The organism is Bacteroides sp. A1C1 (assembly GCF_004328515.1).
GTDB lineage: Bacteria > Bacteroidota > Bacteroidia > Bacteroidales > Bacteroidaceae > Bacteroides > Bacteroides uniformis.
Genome location: NZ_CP036491.1, coordinates 844,552 through 864,439, shown reverse-complemented (window position 1 = coordinate 864,439; position 19,888 = coordinate 844,552). Strand labels below are relative to the sequence as shown.

15 protein-coding genes are annotated in these 19,888 nt (G+C 48.8%); 5 read left to right on the top strand and 10 right to left on the bottom strand.

Translation table 11 applies throughout. The features are described from left to right. Positions 1-3: 3 nt before the first annotated feature. From EYA81_RS03830 to EYA81_RS03790, 9 genes are all read right to left on the bottom strand, one after another. Positions 4-1,557: a DUF4836 family protein gene (locus EYA81_RS03830; RefSeq protein ID WP_131225378.1), complete on the bottom strand. Its 1,554-nt coding sequence runs from the start codon at positions 1,555-1,557 to the stop codon at positions 4-6. Positions 1,558-1,579: 22 nt separating this feature from the next. Beyond that, complete coding sequence (locus EYA81_RS03825) at positions 1,580-2,278, bottom strand: 16S rRNA (uracil(1498)-N(3))-methyltransferase (protein ID WP_131225377.1); 699 nt, start codon at positions 2,276-2,278, stop codon at positions 1,580-1,582. Position 2,279: 1 nt separating this feature from the next. After that, positions 2,280-2,864, bottom strand: a complete 585-nt coding sequence (locus EYA81_RS03820) for a bifunctional nuclease domain-containing protein (protein WP_117964163.1) — start codon at positions 2,862-2,864, stop codon at positions 2,280-2,282. A gap of 26 nt (positions 2,865-2,890) precedes the next feature. After that, positions 2,891-4,147: a nucleoside permease gene (locus EYA81_RS03815; RefSeq protein ID WP_117964164.1), complete on the bottom strand. Its 1,257-nt coding sequence runs from the start codon at positions 4,145-4,147 to the stop codon at positions 2,891-2,893. A gap of 314 nt (positions 4,148-4,461) precedes the next feature. After that, complete coding sequence (locus tag EYA81_RS03810) at positions 4,462-5,643, bottom strand: class I SAM-dependent rRNA methyltransferase (RefSeq protein WP_016272919.1); 1,182 nt, start codon at positions 5,641-5,643, stop codon at positions 4,462-4,464. 39 nt (positions 5,644-5,682) lie between these two features. Beyond that, entirely contained in the window at positions 5,683-6,306 is a 624-nt protein-coding gene (locus EYA81_RS03805) for a 3'-5' exonuclease (RefSeq protein WP_016272918.1), read from the bottom strand. Between the two features lie 3 nt (positions 6,307-6,309). Then, the gene (locus EYA81_RS03800) at positions 6,310-6,864 is read right to left on the bottom strand and encodes a DUF5063 domain-containing protein (protein WP_008665189.1); all 555 of its coding nucleotides are present in this window, start codon (positions 6,862-6,864) and stop codon (positions 6,310-6,312) included. A 64-nt stretch (positions 6,865-6,928) separates the two neighbouring features. Continuing rightward, complete coding sequence (locus EYA81_RS03795) at positions 6,929-9,019, bottom strand: BT4734/BF3469 family protein (RefSeq protein WP_117652704.1); 2,091 nt, start codon at positions 9,017-9,019, stop codon at positions 6,929-6,931. Between the two features lie 96 nt (positions 9,020-9,115). Further along, positions 9,116-11,935 (bottom strand): glycoside hydrolase, encoded by a 2,820-nt coding sequence (locus tag EYA81_RS03790; RefSeq protein ID WP_131225376.1) that lies wholly within the window; start codon positions 11,933-11,935, stop codon positions 9,116-9,118. A 427-nt stretch (positions 11,936-12,362) separates the two neighbouring features. On the opposite strand from EYA81_RS03790, the gene EYA81_RS03785 reads away from it, so the two are divergent. The 5 genes from EYA81_RS03785 (at position 12,363) to trxB (ending at position 19,063) form a co-directional block, all read left to right on the top strand. Next, on the top strand, positions 12,363-13,706 hold the full coding sequence (locus EYA81_RS03785; protein WP_005832925.1) for an ATP-binding protein: 1,344 nt from the start codon (positions 12,363-12,365) through the stop codon (positions 13,704-13,706). A gap of 327 nt (positions 13,707-14,033) precedes the next feature. After that, positions 14,034-14,645: a winged helix-turn-helix transcriptional regulator gene (locus EYA81_RS03775; protein ID WP_005832923.1), complete on the top strand. Its 612-nt coding sequence runs from the start codon at positions 14,034-14,036 to the stop codon at positions 14,643-14,645. A gap of 271 nt (positions 14,646-14,916) precedes the next feature. Further along, complete coding sequence (locus EYA81_RS03770; RefSeq protein WP_131225375.1) at positions 14,917-17,421, top strand: DNA translocase FtsK; 2,505 nt, start codon at positions 14,917-14,919, stop codon at positions 17,419-17,421. Between the two features lie 3 nt (positions 17,422-17,424). Further along, on the top strand, positions 17,425-18,075 hold the full coding sequence (locus EYA81_RS03765; RefSeq protein ID WP_081028736.1) for a LolA-like putative outer membrane lipoprotein chaperone: 651 nt from the start codon (positions 17,425-17,427) through the stop codon (positions 18,073-18,075). A gap of 37 nt (positions 18,076-18,112) precedes the next feature. Next, positions 18,113-19,063 carry a thioredoxin-disulfide reductase gene (gene trxB, locus EYA81_RS03760; RefSeq protein WP_008665210.1) on the top strand — a complete coding sequence of 317 codons (951 nt, stop codon included), beginning with the start codon at positions 18,113-18,115 and terminating at the stop codon, positions 19,061-19,063. A gap of 83 nt (positions 19,064-19,146) precedes the next feature. Here trxB and EYA81_RS03755 read toward each other — a convergent pair whose 3' ends face one another. After that, positions 19,147-19,848 (bottom strand): Crp/Fnr family transcriptional regulator, encoded by a 702-nt coding sequence (locus tag EYA81_RS03755; protein ID WP_005832010.1) that lies wholly within the window; start codon positions 19,846-19,848, stop codon positions 19,147-19,149. Positions 19,849-19,888: the final 40 nt, after the last annotated feature.

Here is a 19,888-nt window from a genome sequence, read left to right as displayed (position 1 = left end):
AAATTACATTCCTGCAAACTGCTTGATGAAGTCCACAATCTGTTTCAACGCATTTACATCCTTATTCTTCAGTTGCAGGGTAACGGTTGCCTTGTCCTCGTTACCGACAGCTTCCAGATACGAGATATTGCCGAGCAGCGAGTAATAGGTGCTATACTCTTGTCCGCCGAACCCAACAAGCAATTTTATAACGGGCAGGTCGAGTACGGCTTCCGCATTGATGACAAAGGCTGTACGCTTGCCTTTCAGACTGGAAGCGAAGTCTGTTTCTTTGGCAGACGGGTCAGCGGTCTTGCAGGCATTCTTATACAGCAGTTCGTCGTTGGTGGCGTACATTTGTTTGTCTCGTATGCCGAAGAAAATGTTGATAGCGCGTGATTTATAGACATATTCATTCTCATTCAATTTCACGATGTCTTCGCCGCGTTTCAGTCCCAGTTCGGACTTTTTCTCATAAAGGGCTTTCAGAGGAGCATCGTTCTTTACGCTGGCGTAGGCAAGGAAAGAAGGATTACTGTTCATGGTTACATTGATAAGGCCTATGGTCAGGTCGTTGTGGAAAGCACTGAACAAGTCCTTTACTTCAGCGGCTTTGGTAATGGAGAAATCGTTGCGGAACTGCTCATTCTCTTGCAGTACATTGTAGAACTCCTCTCCATTGATACCTATGCTGAGCAGTGCCAGCGTAGATTTGGGGAAATATTTCAGAAATGTGTTTTCGATGGGGCAAGTGCTTTTGGCCTGCTTTTCGAAGAGAGCTTTCAGTTCTGCATTCTCTGTATAGTTATCTATCTTCAGCTCAATTTTTCCTTTTTCGAAAGAGAGGCTTCCCAGCATCTTCAAATCTTTCAAATCAATACTTTGGGATATTCCGTAATTCAGCGGATTGGCATAGGCACTCAGCAGGCTGGAGGGAGTAATGAGCATGTTGACGTCTCCGTTCTGCTTTTGCATCTTCTTGAAAGCAGTATTGCTGTTGATACTGTTCTCTTCCGTCTGTTTCAGTAGGGCGGGTATTTCCTCCTTGACTTTTTCCAATTGCGATGTGCCGGTGTAGTTCACCACCATAAGCGTGGTGGGAGTGAAAGCGAGCAGTGCCTGCTTGTTGATTTGTGCAAAGCTGTAGCCGTCCGCTTCTGACACGTGGCTGATTATCTGTTCTTTCTCCGTAACTTCCAGCAGTTTTAGCAAGTCATCCTTGTTCTGAACCTTGGCTACCATGGTGGTGTAGGGGAACGAGGGAGCATTGAAGATATAGATGGGCGCATGAACGTCCACTCCCGATTTGGCAGGGTCTTTCAGTACAGCCTCCAATTGTTGGAAAGTGGCTGCATTCATATCGCTTTTCAAGGCATCTGTCAGCTTTTGCAGTGCTTCTTTAGTCTCTTTATCTTTGGTACCGGCCTTGTCTGCCAATGATTTTAAATTGACAGCGATGACTTGCGAGGCATCGGAGGGAATCACATTGGTATATTCCGACTTTTTGGACGAACAAGCGCTTATCAGCACGATGAGCATTGCCAGTACTGAGAAGTGGAAGAATAGGTTCTTTTTCATATAGTTTTTGTTTTAGTGAGTATCATTGATTCTGTAAGTTGAGGATGTGGCAGGCAACCAGTGCCGCCGTCTCTGTGCGCAGCCTTGATTTTCCCAGGCTGATGGGGATAAACCCGTTTTCCGCCGCCTTCCGGACTTCCTCTTCGCTGAAGTCTCCTTCGGGACCGATTAGTACGAGGGCATCCTCTCCGGGATGTACCATATCCTTCAAAAGCGGTTTTTCGCCTTCATAACAGTGGGCGATGAATTTCTGGCCCGGAAAAGGCTGTGTGATGAACTTGTTGAAGTCTGTCATCTCATTCAGTTGGGGCAGGCGTGCCTTGAGCGACTGCTTGATGGCGGAAACCAGTATTTTGGAAATGCGCTCCGTCTTGATGACTTTCCGTTCCGAGAAACGGCAGTTCAGGAATGTCAGTTCGTCAAACCCAATTTCCGTCGCTTTCTCGGCAAACCACTCTGTGCGGTCCATATTCTTGGTAGGCGCCATGGCAATGTGCAGATGACCTTTCCACAAGGGGGCTTGCGGAAGGGTTTCCAGGATATTCACCAGACAGCGCTTGTTTGTAGCCGTACTGATTTCGGCACGATAAAAGCAGCCTTTTCCGTCTGTCAACATGGCCTCGTCTCCAGCCTGCAAGCGCAAGACGCGTACGGCGTGTGCGGCTTCCTCTTCGGGCAGCTCTGCGTGGGCTTGTATGTCGGGGGTATAGAATACGTGCATATTACAAATTGTTCTTGAGTTGGTTAATCTGGTCTCTTAGCTGTGCGGCACGTTCATAGTCCTCTTCATCGACTGCTTTTTGCAGGGCCGTTTTCAGTATGCCTATCGTGTCTTCCTGCAGCAGTTCGTCTTTGTCCGGTTCGCTGCCTTCCATCGGGTCGATGGAACCTTCGACGGTTTTCAGACATTCTGCTTCGAGGATGTCTTCGTAGACAAAGATAGGGGCATTCATGCGCAATGCCAGGGCAACGGCGTCGCTGGTACGCGCATCAATCCGGAGAATGGTTTCTTCGGCTTTCATATAAAGGTAAGAGTAGAATACTCCGTTGTCTACTTTATAGATAAGAATACGCATCAGTTTTACGCCCAGCACTTCAAGAACGGAAGCGAATAGGTTATGGGTCAGCGGACGGGGCGGTACAATACCTTTCATCTCGATGACCATAGCTTGTGCTTCGGTGGCACCTATAATAATCGGAAGCTGGCGCTCGCCGCCCGCTTCACCCAGTACCAGGGCATAGGCGCCCGCTTGCGCCTGGCTGTTGGAAATGTTTAGTACTTGTAGTTCTATCTTCTTCTTATTCATACCTATTAAATCAACCTGATTCTCAATCAGTTTTTCTCTATTTTCTCCGGATTATGCTTATAGCGGAATACTATTCCAAATAACAGACCAATGACTAAGGCATATCCTGCAAAGATAAACCATACCGGTGTCCAGTCGCGGCTTACCAGTCCTCCGCCTTCGGCATATACCGAGAAGGCATCCACCACGGCTCCGCTGGCATAACCTCCGATGATGGCTCCCACACCGTTCGTCATCATGAAGAACAAGCCTTGTGCGCTGGCACGGATACTGGGATGTGCCTCCATTTCTGTAAACAGCGAGCCCGATACATTGAAAAAGTCAAATGCCATGCCGTAGACAATCATCGAGAGAATGAGCATCCAGAGTCCGCTTCCCGGGTCTCCGAGGGCAAAGAGCCCGAAACGGAATACCCATGCAAACATACTTATTAACATAACACGCTTGATTCCGAAATGTTTCAGGAAGAAGGGGATGGCAAGGATAAACAGCGTCTCACTCATTTGCGAGATGGAGAGCAGGATGACGGAGTGTTTTACACCGAACGAATCTGCATATTCGGGTATGGAAGCAAACGAACCCAGGAAAAGGTCGCCGTATGTGTTTGTTATTTGAAGGGCGGCTCCCAGCAACATGGAGAATAGGAAGAAGATGGCCATCTTCTTGCGCTTGAACAGCACCAGTGCATCCAGTCCGAAAGCGGAGAGCATCGTTTTTCCTTCGCAGCGCATGGGAGGGCAGGCAGGCAGGGTGAAGGCGTAAAGCCCCAGCATGGCTGCCGAGATGGCTGCCACATAGAGTTGTGCCGCACTTGCCTTGAACCCGGTAAGGTCCACAGCCCACATGGCACAGATAAAGCCTACCGTTCCCCATACACGGATGGGGGGGAAGTCTTTCACCAAATCCATTTTATATCTTTCCAGCGCATTGTAGGACACGGTGTTGGCCAGGGATAGCGTGGGCATATAAACAAGCATGTTGAGCAGCATGGCCCAGTACATGTGGGTGTACGTAGTGGCAGTGGAAGCATAAATCAGAGCACCGGCACCGATGAGGTGAAGTATGCCGTAAAGGCGTTCGGCGTTTATCCATTTGTCGGCGATGATACCGGTCAGTCCGGGCATTATCAGTGAGGCTATACCCATGGTTGCAAAGATTGCTCCGATTTGTCCGCCTTCAAAATGTAACGTACCGCCCATGTAACCACCTAATGAAATCAGCCATGCTCCCCAAACGAAGAATTGCAGGAATTGCATGGCAGTGAGTCGGAATTTGATGCTCATAATATTAGCTTTTTATATTTTAAATTATGTAATAGATGCAAATGTACAATGAGACTAGGAGAAAAACAAGTTCTGTACGGCTTTTTCTTCAACGAAAGAGATTAATGAGGGATGGATTTTGGGAAGGAATGTATTATAAAAAAAGAAGGGTATCTATCCCAGACACCCAATCTTTATTAACCTTAAATCTAATACCATGAAAAACACAGTGCAAATATACACGGTTTATGTTATATAACATACTGTTTTGACGTTTTTCTGCTTTTTATTAACTCTATTTAAGAAAAGCAGGCTAACAAAGCCTGCTTTTTCCTTTATTCTACATATAGAACCAGTCCTTTCAGGTATTCCCCTTCCGGATGATAGATGCTGACCGGGTGGTCGGCAGGTTGTGTCAGTTGGTGCAGGATGCGTACGCTGCGGCCGGACATGGCAGCGGCTGTGAACACGGCCGTGCGGAAGTTCTCTTTACTGACGGCTTGCGAGCACGAGAAAGTGAAAAGAATACCTCCGGGCTTGATTTTTTCGAAAGCCTTGACATTGAGTTTGCGGTAGCCTTGCAGGGCATTACGCAGGGCATCGCGGTGCTTGGCAAAAGCAGGAGGGTCAAGAACTATCAGGTCGTATTGGTCGCCCATGCGGTCCAGGTATTTGAAGGCATCTTCTGCATAGGCGGCATGGCGGGTATCACCCGGGAAGTTCAGTTCGATGTTCTTGTTAGTCAAGTCGATGGCTTTGGCGGAGCTGTCCACGGAATGCACCAGTTTGGCGTCTCCACGCATGGCATATACGGAGAAGCCGCCGGTATAGCAGAACATATTCAGTACGCTGCGGCCTTTGGCATATCGTTCCAGTAGCGAACGGTTCTCGCGTTGGTCTACGAAGAAACCGGTCTTTTGACCTTTCAGCCAGTCGATGTGGAACTTCAGGCCGTACTCCATGGCTACATTGTCTGTGCTGCCGCCTTTCAGGAAACCATTCTCCGGATAGAGGTCGGCCTTGAAGGGAAGGGTCGTCTCCGATTTGTAATAGATATTGTCAATCTGGCTGCCCATCACTTCGGTAAGGGCATCGGCAATGGCCATGCGGTCGAGGTGCATGCCGGCAGAATGTGCCTGCATCACTGCGGTGCGGGCATAAATGTCGATAACCAGCCCCGGCAGGTTGTCTCCCTCCCCGTGCACCAGGCGATAGGTGTTGTTTGTCGGGTTTCCGGCTATGCCGATACTGCGGCGCATGTCGTATGCTATGCTGAGTTTGCGTTTCCAGAAGTCCGCATTGATTTCTTCGTCTTGGCGGAAGGTCAGTACGCGTACGGCGATACTGCCAATCTGAAAATGCCCTTTGGCTATGAATTCCTTTTTGGATGTATAGATTTCAACTACTTCCCCTTCTTCGGGTTCTCCGTCGAAATGTGCGATGGCGCCGGAAAACACCCACGGGTGAAAACGCTTTAATGACTCCTCTTTATTGGGTTTAAGGTATACTTTGTACATATATATAATGTGCTAATGTGATTAATGTGGTAATGTGCATCACATTAGCACATTACTATTAGTTTCTATTTCAAAATCTCCTGTCCGTTTCAGTTCTTGCAGCCTGTTGTAGATGTTGAGGCATGCCCAGGCATCGGTGGCGGCATACAGTTTCTGCGGTTCGGTCAAGGTTTCGGCTTCCCAGTTGGAAAGGCGCTGGCTTTTCGAAATCTTTTCCCCGAAGAGGATGGCGTATATCTTCTGCAGGCTTTTGTCCTGGATGCCGAAAGCGCGGACATATTCCTGCAATTCGATGCAGGCATGCTGTTCGAAGGGCGCGCGTTTGTGCAGCATCATGAAGTCATCCCGCAAGGAAAGGCCTACTTTCGTTACACTTGGGTTTTCCAGCAATGTGATAACCGGCAGAGTCAGTCCCGTCAGGTTGAGGCGGAACAGAAAGCAATGTTCCTCTGAAGAAATCTGCAGCAGGGCCACCTTGTGTATCTGTCCTTTTGTGAACGATGGACGGGTTTCGCTGTCTATGCCCAGCAACGGGCAGGACTTCAGATAGGCGACTGCCTTCTCCGCTTCCCACGGTGTCTGTACGACATGTATCTGTCCCGGAAAGGCGGCTTTGGGCAGGTCTTTCACTGTTTCTTTATCTATTGTTCTTTTGATAACCATAATTTAATATTCAAAGTCTGCGGTTTCCTCCTCTTCATCCTCGCCTTGCGCATACTTCACCTCGTGCAGGGCACGCAGGGTGTTGACAAGCTTTTGTCCCCAATGGAGGCGGAAGTTTTCCTGGCAGATGGCAAGCGAATCGTTCATCGTCTCGTTGAAACCCAGCTGGAATACGAAGATAAAGTCCTTGATGTCCTGGTATATGTCGGCCAAGTCTTCGGAAATGTTCCTGGTGATGGGCTGGTCACTATACTTCATGTCGGATACGAATACGTCCAGGTAGTCGTCTTTCTCGGCCAGGATATTGGCGAGGTTCATGCGGAGTACCTCATAGGTCTCTTCGGTGACGAATGTTTCCGGCGCCTCGTCTCCTATGGTTTCGCACTCGGGCAGCATGGAGGCCTTCAGGTAGAGCAGCGGAAGTATTTTTAAGGAGGTATCGACGAACGCAGAACGTTTCACCCCTTCCGCTTGTTCCAGAAACTTACAAAACTCGGCGGCTACGGTCACAAACTCTACGGCATTCCGGTCGAATATCACTTGACTTTCTTTTTTCATATCTTCTTGATTTGAAACGCAAAGATAGCGCAAACCGAAAGTAGAAGCAAATTAATTGGCAGGATTATTCTTTTTTCACTACATGATATTCTGTTCCTCTTGTCTTCCGGCGGCTGCTGATGCCCAGTTTGTGGAGTGCACGTCCGAACAGAGCCACTTTATTGATGGACAGTCGGTCTTTGGTCTTGGTTTGCAAGAAGGAGAGAATCTCCATAGGGGTCATCCAGTCTCCTTCCTCTTCATTTTCGGCGGGATGGAAGTGGCAGAGGAAGAGCTGTTCCAACGGTGTGGGCTGTTCAAACTCCCGGTTGGTCTGTTTCAAGATGGCTTCGTCGGAATCGTCCAGCCAGTAGCGTTCACCTTTGGCTATGGCATCCATGGCTTGTGCGTAGAGTTGCCGGTAGTTGATGGTGACATTGGTATGGATGGGGCCGGTGACTTCGATGCAGATGAAACGGCGGCTGCCGCTGGGGTCTGTCAGCAGGTCTTTCTGGTTGCTGGTTGCTATAAAGGAGGCGTAGCGTCTTATTTCCTGGATGGCGGTGCCGTAAGGCTTGCGCAGGTTTGCCACGGGTTTCTGCAGCAGATGCTTTAGAAAACCTTGCTGATTGACGCTGATTTGGTCGAATTCGTCGATGTTTATCAGGAAAAAGCGGCCGAGGCTCCGCTCTGCGTCCTGCTTGCTTTTGAAGTCGATACTGTCGGTATATCCGAAGCGCAGTTCGGGTGGCAGCAGGATGCGGCAGAAGGTACTTTTACGATAGCCTTGGGCTCCGACCAGTAGGGGAGACGTGTTGTTTCCATGCTGACGGTCGATGTTTTGCCAGTGCGCCGTCATGCTGAGAAACCAGCGGTAGAAGAGTTCCCGCCAGTACGGATTGTTGCAGGGGACGAGGTCGGCCAATGCGCGGATACGGTCCTTGCCGTCCCAATGTCCGGTGCTGTTCAGATATTCTTCGATGGGGTTGTACAAGGGAATGGCGTCCGAGTTGAGGTAGCGTGCCACATCTCTGTCCCATACGCTGATTCCTTCTTTCAGGGCATTCTGTCCGATACTGCTTCTTACCCGCTGGTCGGCAGGGCGGAAATGGAAGTGTATGGAGTCCCGTTGGCGGAATTCCAATTCTCCCAGCACGGTGTTCCAGCGGAACTCATAGCGTCTGTTCATGAATTCTTCCAGGCGGAAGGCGGTGATTTGGTCGCGGGTCATGCTGCTGCGGGTGCCGAAGCCTTTGCATTCGCGGTAGAGGTTGTGCAGGGTCATGCGCACCAGTTGTTCATCCGCTTCGCGGTAGTAGTGCATCATGACTTGACGTACTGCCTCTTCTTCGGGAATGCCGGCTTTGTAGCAATGCCCGGCAAGCAGGTAGAGCAGGGGGCGAAGGTCATCGCCCCGTTTCCAGTTTTCCAGCTCTTCGAAGGTACGGTTCAGGGCGGCTTCGAAGAGGATGGAGAAGGTTTGGGAGGCCGGATAGCCGGGGGCAATGCGCATCAGCGGGTTTGCTTCGGTCTGTTTCCGTTGGCCGAAGGTGGGCTCGTCGGGCACGGACAAAGGCTGTTCCAAACAGAAAGGGACGGCAGACGGATTGTAATAGGGACGGTCATCGAGCGTCATGCGGCAGCTTTGCTCCACGGCAGGTTCTTTCAGTGTGATGGGGTAGGGGAGCAGGGGCTGGTAACAGTTTACGGCGAGCCGGTAGGCAGCGGTATGAAACAGCCTGATTTTTTCTTCCTGCCTGGGGCGCGAACCGTCGGGGGTGGCAAACAGTACCCATATTTTTACGCTTCGTCCGCTGCTTCCGCAAAAGGCGGCAAAAGTTTGCGGCAGCAGGGCCGCCTGGCGCTTTACTTGCTCCACTTCCACGGCATTGGCCAGGTGGTTGACTTCAATCTGTACCAGTCCGTTGTAGGTTTTCAGGTATCTTTCCCCCTCTTTGCTGCGGGCATATTCTGCGGCAGGGCAGATGCGTGGCAGTTTGTCTATGCAGGGGTAGTGTCCGTTGCTTCCGGTGATGTGGGGAATGAGGCTGCGCAAGGCGGATATGTGTCCGGCTTTGTTCTCGGTTTTCATCTTCTCCATCAAGGTGTCGCTGGGCCATGTGCTGAATGTCTCTTTGCCGGTTTCACGAGCGGTGCGTATAAGGGTAAGTTTCATGGGTTGTTTGCTGTATTAAAGTCCGCAAAGCTACTGAAAAATGACGGGACAGCCGAGGAAAAGTGGAATTATGATGAAACTTCTCATACTTATTTTTTATTCCGGCTGTACGTCGTAATCCGACTGGTTTTTCACGCCGACAATGTCTTGCTTCCTCACCTCGGTTGTTAATATGTGCTGCAACTGCTGTGAGGTCAGCGTCTCGGTTGGAGAGAACTCAGCCGACTTCATATAGCTTAAAATGGCATTGCGCAGCTGACCTCCTTCCGGAGTGTGGCGAATTGCTTCGAGGTTGCTCATACAAACCAATACCTTACCGTTGTCTACGGCAAATTCGAACAGCAAGCCTAACTTGTGGTTCCGTTCCACATTGTCTACTACTTGGATAAGCGGCTTGTATTCGTGGCGCGTAGCATTCAGAATAAAGGGGCGGGCATGGCGTACGATGCTCCACCATTGCCAGTTGCTATGGCACTCGGTGGGGAACTGCCGGAACAAGGGATGTTTCTCGTCCATCAGCAAGGAGAGGGTGCCCGGCGAAACTTCGCGGCCGGCGTTTTCCGAAATGCTTTTGAACATGGCATAGTTCCAGTAGTCAGGAGTAAAAAGTCCACCTACACTCTGTTCTTCAATGGCTTTGTGGTCGGGTATAAGCAGTATCTTCCCTCCTTGGCTCAGTCTCTTTCGCGCCTCGTCATCCAAGGACTGACAGATGAAGATGTCCGCTTCGCTTTCCGGTGTCCGGTCGGGGTATACCCATAAGTTATAATAGTTATGATAATTCCCGGTGGTCAGTGTCAGTCGCAATTGGGCAGGCTTGTCTATTTCGGTAAGGGTGCTTTTCAACTCGCCCACCTGCATTACTTTTCCTTGCTCTACATGGGCGGGGACTTTGCCTTCGCGAACAAAAGTTACGCTGTCACTCAGGCTTTCCAGACGCCAGTATAATGCATCAGACCATGGTTGCTCTTCGTAATTTGTCAGGGCGAGTCCTATGTTCAGCTCTTCTTTGTTGCTGTAACAGTAGGTGTCCATAAGCGCCAGCGGTACCACCGGAGCACAAAAGCCGCGGAATGTTTCGGGAGTGACAATGCCTTTGCTGTCCATGAAAGCATCCAGAATGCCTACCAGTGCCGAGCCTTGTCCGGGAAAGTCTTGAAGGTCGAGCATCTGGAATCCGCCTAAACCGGCAGTGCGCAGGCCGTATTCAATATCAGCCTTGTAGCATTCGACGGCAAACCGGCCGGTGGCCTGATGGAATGCGTCAATCTGGTTCTGCAGTCCATTTTCATTGAGCCGGTCACGGAATATCTCCAAGTTATATGGATGCAATACGCCGGTGTATTTCTCCAACTCCTTGTAGTCGGGATAAATTTGGAACTGTCCGGTTTCGTGACTGATGACCGGTCGGGGAGATTTCGCTATGGCAGCAGTATAATCCGCACGGGTATTGGGACGGGTGTTGTTCAAGATACCTCCCTTTTCGGCATCGACAAAGGCAAACGAACTGCGTACGTGCGTTGTATAGCCTTCGCCTCCTCCTACCCGGCAGGTTGTCAGATAATCTTCACCGTCTATGGCACCTCCCCAACCCAGGAAGTTGTTGGAACCGAACGAATAGAGATGGCGGTTGTCATGTTTTCTGAATCCGTCCAGCCAATTGCGCATCAGGTCAACGTCGCCACCCAACTCGTTGCCCAGTCCCAACATGGTGAATGAGGGGTGATTGCCCATGTAGTCGAGGGTCATATAGGCTTCGTTCAGCAAGAAGTCATTCAAGCGATGGTTGTCCGGTGAAATGCTTCCCCATAAAGGCAACTCGGCTTGGAAATAGATACCCTCGATGTCGGCAGCGGCAAAAGCGGCGCGGGGCGGGGTGTAGGAATGGCAACGGTAGTAGTTGATGCCATAACTCTTGGCTGTCTGAAAAACTTTTCGCCAGGACTTTACATCCATCGGCGCATATCCGGTAAGTGGGAATACGCAAGCGTCGTGTTTGCCGCGCAAGAAGGTCTTGAAGCCGTTTATGGTGAACTGAGTACCTTCGGTGGCAAAGTCGCGCATACCGAAATCTGTTATTATATTGTCTTTACCCTCGTTTGTGGCAAGGGTCACGTTCAGTGCATAAAGTGTGGGGTGGAATTCGCTCCATGTCTGCATCCGGTTGCCCATGTCGAGCGTCAGTTCTATCTTATTTTCACCTTTGCTCAAGCCGACTTGTTTTTCCATGTCCGGTAACAGGTGTTCTTGTTGGGTGTTCCACGTCTTGGCAGAAAGGGTCACTACGCCCGATTGCTCCGAATCGCTGTATATGTTTACATGGATGCGGGCCTTTTTCTCCTTTACAGATGGGTAGACTTGTACCTGCTTGAGATAGGTGTGTGGGGCCGCTTCGATGTAGAAGTCGCCCAGAATGCCGTTCCAGTTGGTTTGTGTGCCGTCGGTCCAGGCATGCGAGCTTTGGATTTCGGCTGGTACGGAGCTGGGGGAATTGTCAATGCGTATCTTTATATGGTGGCTGCCGGGTGCCAAGGCCGGCAGGCTATAGCAGTGAGGTGCATAGATATGTCCCAACGTGCCTATACTGTCTCCATCTATCCAGAGAGTGCTGGGTTTTGTACGCTCCATGAAAAGTATCAGGCGTTTCCCTTCCATCTGTACGGGAATTTCAACATCTTTTTCATATTCTACGATGCCGGAGTAGGGATAAGTCCGTGTCAACTGGGAGGTTACATTGGTGGGATGCCTGCCGTCTCCCAACTTGTTTTCATCCGTCGTACCGGGCAATGTGCAGTTCCCTAATGAACTGTTCCAATTTCCTGATAAATCGATTCGTTCTCTTATTGTCTGGAATTCTTTTTTGTCTGTACATGATGCCAGACATGCCAATAAGCATAATACAATGAAATTTCTCATAAACTACCTGTTTTTCATGGCCGGTGATTGATTGACCGGTTGCAAATATAGGGCATTGCTCCCGTCTCTCTGTATACAAAATGTTTCCAATTATGTGACGGGATGTTTTTTATTGCTATCTTCATGCTTGATATTAGTGTTGTTGAGTGTTCGTCATTATAACCAATCTTTTCACCATACGTCGTTACTCTATTGATTTTTCCGTGTGCTGCAACCGGTAAAAGTTTTTCTGTCTTTCAATCTTGTTCTGCAGTTCCTCTTCGGTGGGCATATAAAGCATGCATTTGGATACTGTTACTAAATTGGAAAAACGGCAATTTGTGTAGGCGTAAATCTTGGAAAAGTGGCATAAATCCTTTATATTTGCAATGGAAAAGAGGCATAGTGTGATTATTGCATTTAATAATCGAATAAACAAGAATAGGTTATGATAAAAAGAAAGATAGATGATTACATTCGCAATTACTACGAAACTAACCGTAACGCCCTGCTTATTACCGGAGCACGACAAATAGGTAAGACATATTCCATTCGTCAGTTCGGTAAGACGTTTAAAAGTTTCATTGAAGTCAATTTCGTCGAGATGCCCGAAGCGGTGGATTTGTTCAAGGGAGCAAAGAGCAGCGGTGATATTCTGCTCCGTCTATCGGCAATCACCTCCGTGCCGCTCATCAAGGGTGAAACGCTCGTCTTTTTCGACGAAGTACAGCAATGTCCCGATATTGTTACGGCAATTAAGTTTCTGGTGGATGACGGTTCGTATCGTTACATCTTGAGCGGTTCGTTGCTGGGCGTAGAATTGAAAGACCTGCGCTCGGAACCGGTTGGCTACATGGGTGTAAAGGATATGTTCCCACTCGATTTCGAGGAGTTTATTTCGTGTGTGGGTATAAATGACGCCGTTATCGGGGCATTGCATGAGGCATGGCGGAATCGCACTGCCGTCGATGAGTTTGTCCACGGCAAAATTATGGAGCTGTTCCGGCTCTATCTTGTTGTGGGCGGTATGCCTGCGGTCGTGAGCAAATATCTCGAGAGTAACAACCTGCAAGAGGTGATGACTGTGCAGCAGGATATCATTCGTCTGTACAAACGTGACATCGCCCAGTATGATCCTAATAACAAACTCTACATCGAGGAGATTTTTAATCTTATTCCCCCTGAGCTAAACGCTAAAAACAAACGCTTCATACTGAAACGATTGAATGAGCACGCAAAGTTCGACCGGGTCGAGAACAGTTTTTTATGGCTGACGAACGCGGGCGTGGCGCTACCCGTCTATAATGTGGAGGAGCCGAAAATGCCGCTCCTGCTTGCACGTTCACGCAATCTGTTCAAACTCTTCCAAAGTGATATCGGACTGCTGGCCAGCCAATATGCCGAGGGCATTCAGATGCGGATTATAAAAGGTGATAAGGACATCAATTTCGGTTCAATTTACGAGAATGCCGTAGCGCAGGAGTTGGTGGCTCACGGCATTGTTCCCTACTATTACAACAACAAGAAGCGCGGTGAATTGGATTTTGTTATTGAGCTTGAGGGTAAGGTACTGCCTATTGAGGTAAAATCAGGTAAAGATTACGAGACACACCGCGCTTTGTCCAACATCATGGATTGCGAGGAATACGACTTCTCCGAAGCAGTTGTGTTCAACAACGGTAATCTGCGCGTCGCAGGTAAGATTATCTATGCCCCGATCTATATGGCGATGTTCTTCGAGAAAAGCAATGTTGCTCCGACTTTTTATAAAGTGGATTTATCGGGACTGTAAAGTGTTCTATTCGGAAAATAATGCTTGCTATTGAAAAAGATTAGCATTCCTTTGCCAAGCCCCCTGCTTTTCATTATCTTTGCCTCTGTAGTTTGTAGTTGCGCACAGTCGTGGAATGTCTTTCTCATAGTTGTGAAGAAGGTGTATCACAAATATGAAGAAGGTGAACCACAGCTGTGCGCATCTTTTGTTGATAAGCTTTCAGCAGAAGGAAGAACGCTTCTTTGCGTAAGGAAGACCTATGCTCTGCCTAATGAAAGCCGGTACTTTGCATGAGCGAAACCTGCAGACAGCAACAGAAATGAATCTAAAAATGGAGGAAAGAATATGGCAATTTTATTTGATTGGTACGAAAACCCGAAAACGAAGGATAAACAAGGGGAAGAACTGACCCTGCATCCCCGGATTAAACTGAACGGCTCCACGACGACCGATGAGCTGCGCAGGCATATACAAGAATACTGCTCGCTGACCGAGACGGATGTACTGGCGGTACTCGATGCTTTGTCGCATTTTGTGGGACGCGAGCTGGGGGAGGGCAGGCAGGTACATTTGGACGGCATCGGTTACTTTGTTCCCACGCTGACCTGCACGGAACCGGTGACACTGGAGACAAAGCGGAAAAGTACTAAGGTGAAGTTGAAAAACATCACTTTCAGACCGGACAAGGCGCTGCGCAGTGAGATAGGAGTATTGAAGGTAAAGCCGCTGAAATTGCGGAATCTCACGAAAAAGAGGCTGACGGATGATGAGGTGAAGCAAAAAGTGGTGAACTATCTACGTAAGAATGAGTTCATCACCCGCAGTGTTGTACAGTCGATTTGCGGCATGACCCGCACGACTGCGACGCGGCAGATTCGTCGTCTTTGTGAGGAGAATGTGTTGGTGAACAAAGGGTTGCAGAAACAGCCGATTTATTTTTTGAAGGAAAAAGAGTAGGTTGATGCGTATAGGGCTTGCATGGATTGCGTCATGTAGGCAAAATCTGCCTGCATGCTTGCATGAGGTCTGCTTGCATGGCGCAATCTGTTGTAAATTAGTGCGCTATGTCATTTCATGCAAGCATGTAAGTAAAACATGCGATAAAACTGCAGTTGTAGATTAGGAATACCTATAATCGGCAGACGAGAAATTAAAGAATGAAAACAACGCGGCAGAAGGATAGTTTTTATTATTTTTGCAATCAATTCTCAATAGTTATTTAAAAAATATGGCAAAGAAAAATTCAACAGCTAAAGATACGGAGCTGTCACTCTCGTTTTTTGGGAAAGTGGCAGCGTTATTTAGAAGTGAAACTGTTCATTTCGTTATCGGCTTGGTACTGGTAATCTTTTCGGTTTATTTGTTGCTCGCCTTTTCGTCGTTCTTTTTCACGGGAGCGGCAGACCAGAGCATCATTGACGGAGGCAGTGCGCAGGAGCTGATTTCCACCAATAATGGGGTGAAGAACTACGCCGGTAGCCGCGGTGCGCAGTTGGCCAGCTATCTGATAAATGATTGTTTCGGTGTATCGTCTTTCCTGATTCTCGTGTTCCTGGCTGTGGCGGGATTGAAGCTGATGCGGGTGCGTGTGGTGCGCTTGTGGAAGTGGTTCATCGGCTGTTCGTTGATGCTGGTGTGGTTCTCGGTATTTTTCGGTTTTGTGTTTGTAGACCAGTACAAGGACTCTTTCCTCTATCTGGGCGGTATGCACGGATACAATGTCAGCAACTGGCTTGTGTCTCAAGTCGGTGTGCCGGGAGTATGGCTGCTATTGTTGGTAACTGCCATCTGCTTCCTCATCTATCTGAGTGCACGGACTGTCATCTGGTTGCGCAGATTGTTCAGTCTCAGCTTCTTGAAGCGTAAGGAGAAGGCGGAAAGCGTGCAGGGTGAAACGCCGGAAGAGTTCAAGACCTCTTGGGGTGCAAAGGAAAAGACTACTGCTCCGACACCGGAAGCTGCGGAGCCGGAAAAGGTTCTTGAAAAGGAGGAGGAGGTTGCCACAGAGGAAGAAGAGGACAAACCGCTGAATGAAATCACCCTTGACTTGGGTGGAAGTGATGGAAAGGTAAAGCCTGCCAAGTCTGCGGATGAGGACGTTACCATGACTTTTGAGACTCCTGCACCGGAGCCGGTACCCCCTTTTCGGGAACAGCCGGTAGAGAAGGAGCCGGCATTCCAGGTTGAGAAGGCTGAAGAGGAGGAGTATGTGGGAACGGAGAAGGAGCCGTACAATCCCCGTCTGGATTTGGAAAACTATCATTACCCCACAATAGACTTGATGAAGCATTACGATGACAATGGTCCGACCATTGACATGGTAGAGCAGAACGCGAACAAGGATAAGATTATCAATACTCTGCGTAGTTTCGGTATAGAAATCAGTACCATTAAGGCGACGGTAGGTCCTACGGTGACGCTGTATGAAATCACTCCCGAGCAGGGCGTCCGCATTTCGAAGATACGCGGTCTGGAAGATGATATTGCCCTCAGCCTTTCGGCGCTCGGCATCCGTATCATCGCTCCCATTCCGGGAAAGGGTACGATTGGTATCGAAGTGCCCAACTCCAATCCGAAGATTGTATCCGGTCAGAGTATTATCGGCAGCAAGAAGTTCCAGGAGTCTACTTACGACTTGCCCATCGCACTGGGTAAGACGATTACGAATGAAGTGTTTATGGTGGATTTGTGCAAGATGCCGCACGTGCTCGTTGCCGGTGCTACCGGTCAGGGTAAGTCCGTGGGGTTGAATGCCATCATCACCTCCTTATTATATAAGAAGCATCCGGCAGAGCTGAAGTTTGTGCTGGTAGACCCCAAAAAAGTAGAATTCAGCATCTACTCCGTGATTGAGCATCACTTCCTCGCGAAATTACCCGACGGGGAAGATGCCATCATTACGGACGTCACGAAGGTGGTGCAGACTTTGAACTCCATCTGTGTGGAGATGGATACTCGCTATGACTTGCTGAAAGCTGCCCATGTGCGCAATATCAAGGAGTATAACGAGAAGTTCATCAACCGTCGTCTGAATCCGGAAAAGGGGCATAAGTTCATGCCTTATATCGTAGTCGTTATCGACGAGTTCGGTGACTTGATTATGACAGCCGGTAAGGATGTGGAACTGCCCATCGCACGTATCGCCCAGTTGGCGCGTGCCGTGGGTATACATATGATTATCGCTACACAGCGACCGACAACAAACATCATTACGGGTACGATTAAGGCCAACTTCCCGGCGCGTATCGCCTTCCGTGTATCGGCAATGGTCGATTCGCGTACCATCCTCGACCGTCCGGGAGCCAACCAGCTGATAGGCCGCGGTGATATGTTATTCCTGCAGGGAGCAGACCCGGTGCGTGTGCAGTGTGCCTTTATCGATACGCCCGAAGTGGCGGAGATTACGAAGTTTATCGCCCGCCAGCAGAGTTACCCCACTGCTTTCTATCTGCCCGAATATGTGGATGAAAATGCAGGAGGTGATTTGGGGGATGTGGATATGGGACGTCTCGATCCTTTGTTCGAGGATGCAGCCCGTCTCGTTGTTATTCACCAGCAGGGTTCCACATCGCTCATTCAGCGTAAGTTTGCCATCGGTTATAATCGTGCCGGCCGCATCATGGACCAGTTGGAGAAAGCGGGGATTGTGGGACCGGCGCAAGGCAGCAAGGCGCGTGAGGTGTTCTGTATAGATGAGAGCGACCTGGAAATGCGGTTAAACAATTTGCAATAAGGAATGGTTATTTATAGAATGATGAAATTTGATAAGCTTTTACTTGGTGTGCTATTGCTGTTGTTTGCTGTGCCGATGTCGGCACAACAACCGGATGCCAAGAATATATTGGAGCGTACAGCCGAAGCCTTTCGGAAAGCGGGAGGGGTGAAGCTGGCGTTTACCGTGAACGAACAACAGGGCTCTTATGCGGGAGTTCTCTATCTGGAAGGTGAGAAGTTTGTGGTTGAGACTGAGGGAATGAAGACTTGGTTTGACGGACATACGCAGTGGAGCTATGTGGCTTCGGCAGATGAGGTGAATGTATCGGAACCTACGCAGGAGGAATTGCAGACTCTTAATCCGTATGCTTGGTTGTCCCTCTACAAGCAGGGATACAGATTGAAGTTGAGCAGTGTCGGTGGTAAGCAAGACAAGTCTGTTTATTACATCACCATGACTGCTGCCGACAAGAGGAAAGACCCTGAAAGTGTCTATCTGTTTGTGACAAAGGATACGTATCGTCTGCATCAAGTGGACTTGGCACCACGGGGGAGTAAGTATATGACTACTATCCTTATTAATAACTACCAGACCGGACAATCCTATCCGGATAGTTTCTTTGTCTTTGACAAAAAAGCCTATCCCACGGCTGAAGTCATCGACATGCGCTAAATAGTAAATTGTAAATAGTCAAATAGTAAATAATATAATGATGGAAACAGAAAAAGTAAAATGTCTGATTGTCGGTTCGGGTCCTGCCGGCTATACTGCCGCTATTTATGCAGGCCGTGCCAATCTTTCACCGGTACTTTATGCAGGATTGCAGCCCGGTGGCCAGTTGACAACCACTACTGATGTGGAGAATTTCCCCGGTTATCCCCAAGGTATCGGAGGTCCGGAATTAATGGAAGACCTGCGGAAGCAAGCCGAACGTTTTGGTGCAGATTTGCGTTATGGAGTTGCTACCGCAGCCAATCTTGCTGAAGCACCTTACAAGATTACGATTGATGACGAAAAGATGATTGAGGCTGAAACGCTGATTATTGCTACAGGTGCCGCTGCGAAGTATCTGGGGCTGGAGGATGAAAAGAAATATGCGGGAATGGGTGTCAGCGCTTGTGCCACTTGTGACGGTTTCTTCTACCGCAAGAAAACGGTAGCTGTTGTAGGGGGTGGAGATACTGCCTGCGAGGAAGCTGTTTACCTTGCCGGACTGGCTGCCAAGGTTTATCTGATTGTCCGCAAACCTTATCTTCGCGCTTCCAAGATTATGCAGGAGCGTGTGATGAAGCATGACAAGATTGAAGTACTGTTCGAACATAATGCCGTAGGTTTGTTTGGAGAGAACGGTGTGGAAGGTGTACATTTGGTACAGCGTATGGGTGAACCTGATGAGAAGCGCTATGATGTAGCTATTGACGGTTTCTTCCTGGCTATCGGCCATAAACCCAACTCAGATATTTTCAAACCTTATGTAGATACGGACGAAGTAGGTTATATCGTCACCGAGCCGGGAACACCGCGTACGAAAGTGCCGGGCGTATTCGCCGCCGGAGACGTTGCTGATCCTCACTATCGTCAAGCCATCACCGCTGCCGGAACTGGTTGCCAGGCAGCCATTGAAGCGGAAAGATATTTGTCTGCGAAAGGACTGATTTAGTGATTAGTGATTAGGGGTTAGGATGACAACAATGTGTTTTTATTATGCTAACCCCTAATCGCTTATCCCTTGTCACTTATTCCTTATCCTATCTTGCTGATTTTCTTCAGCTTTTCTTCGTCTATGATTTTGATTTTACGCCCGTCGATGGTGATTAACCGTTCTGTGGCAAACTGTGACAACGTACGTATGGCGTTGGAAGTGGTCATGTTTGACAAATTGGCCAGATCTTCACGCGAGAGATAGATACTCAAGGTGGAGCCGTCTTCCTCCAAACCATAACTTTCTTTGAGGAATAGTAGGGATTCTGCGAGTCTTCCGCGGATATGTTTCTGCGTCAGGTTTACAGTGCGTTCATCGGCAATGCCCAAGTCAACGGACAATTGCTTGATGAAGAACATGGCAAGGTCGTTGTTTTGTGTGAGCAGAGTCATCAAGGCAGTCATGGGGATTTGGCAAACAAGAGACGGCTCGAATGCAGATGCTGCCGTGACATAGTCTGTTTTTGCAAAGTAAGGGCGGTAACCGAAATATTCGACAGGTTTAATCATACGGATAATCTGGCTTCTACCACCGACTCCGTCTTTATAGATTTTGACCTTTCCACTCAGCAGACACATCAAATGCGTAGGTGTCTCGCCTTCGCAATGGATGACTTCGTTTTTTTTGTAGTTCTGGAGTGTGAAGTGGTTGGCGAGGAATTCCCGCTGTTCGTCATTCAAGGGAGACCATATATCTGCAATCAACTCCGGAACATTAATATCAGACAAGTTTACTTTTACCATAACTGCTGCAAAACTGTGTTATACAGCACAAATGTAAAAA

Bases quoted from the DNA above. Each gene is read 5' to 3' on its own strand.
- EYA81_RS03770 (WP_131225375.1), top strand. From the start codon at position 14,917: ATGGCAAAGAAAAATTCAACAGCTAAAGATACGGAGCTGTCACTCTCG.
- EYA81_RS03800 (WP_008665189.1), bottom strand. From the start codon at position 6,864: ATGAAAAAAGAAAGTCAAGTGATATTCGACCGGAATGCCGTAGAGTTT.
- EYA81_RS03805 (WP_016272918.1), bottom strand. From the start codon at position 6,306: ATGGTTATCAAAAGAACAATAGATAAAGAAACAGTGAAAGACCTGCCC.
- EYA81_RS03755 (WP_005832010.1), bottom strand. From the start codon at position 19,848: ATGGTAAAAGTAAACTTGTCTGATATTAATGTTCCGGAGTTGATTGCA.
- EYA81_RS03795 (WP_117652704.1), bottom strand. From the start codon at position 9,019: ATGAAACTTACCCTTATACGCACCGCTCGTGAAACCGGCAAAGAGACA.
- EYA81_RS03820 (WP_117964163.1), bottom strand. From the start codon at position 2,864: ATGAATAAGAAGAAGATAGAACTACAAGTACTAAACATTTCCAACAGC.
- trxB (WP_008665210.1), top strand. From the start codon at position 18,113: ATGATGGAAACAGAAAAAGTAAAATGTCTGATTGTCGGTTCGGGTCCT.
- EYA81_RS03825 (WP_131225377.1), bottom strand. From the start codon at position 2,278: ATGCACGTATTCTATACCCCCGACATACAAGCCCACGCAGAGCTGCCC.
- EYA81_RS03765 (WP_081028736.1), top strand. From the start codon at position 17,425: ATGGTTATTTATAGAATGATGAAATTTGATAAGCTTTTACTTGGTGTG.
- EYA81_RS03790 (WP_131225376.1), bottom strand. From the start codon at position 11,935: ATGAGAAATTTCATTGTATTATGCTTATTGGCATGTCTGGCATCATGT.
- EYA81_RS03815 (WP_117964164.1), bottom strand. From the start codon at position 4,147: ATGAGCATCAAATTCCGACTCACTGCCATGCAATTCCTGCAATTCTTC.
- EYA81_RS03810 (WP_016272919.1), bottom strand. From the start codon at position 5,643: ATGTACAAAGTATACCTTAAACCCAATAAAGAGGAGTCATTAAAGCGT.
- EYA81_RS03830 (WP_131225378.1), bottom strand. From the start codon at position 1,557: ATGAAAAAGAACCTATTCTTCCACTTCTCAGTACTGGCAATGCTCATC.
- EYA81_RS03785 (WP_005832925.1), top strand. From the start codon at position 12,363: ATGATAAAAAGAAAGATAGATGATTACATTCGCAATTACTACGAAACT.
- EYA81_RS03775 (WP_005832923.1), top strand. From the start codon at position 14,034: ATGGCAATTTTATTTGATTGGTACGAAAACCCGAAAACGAAGGATAAA.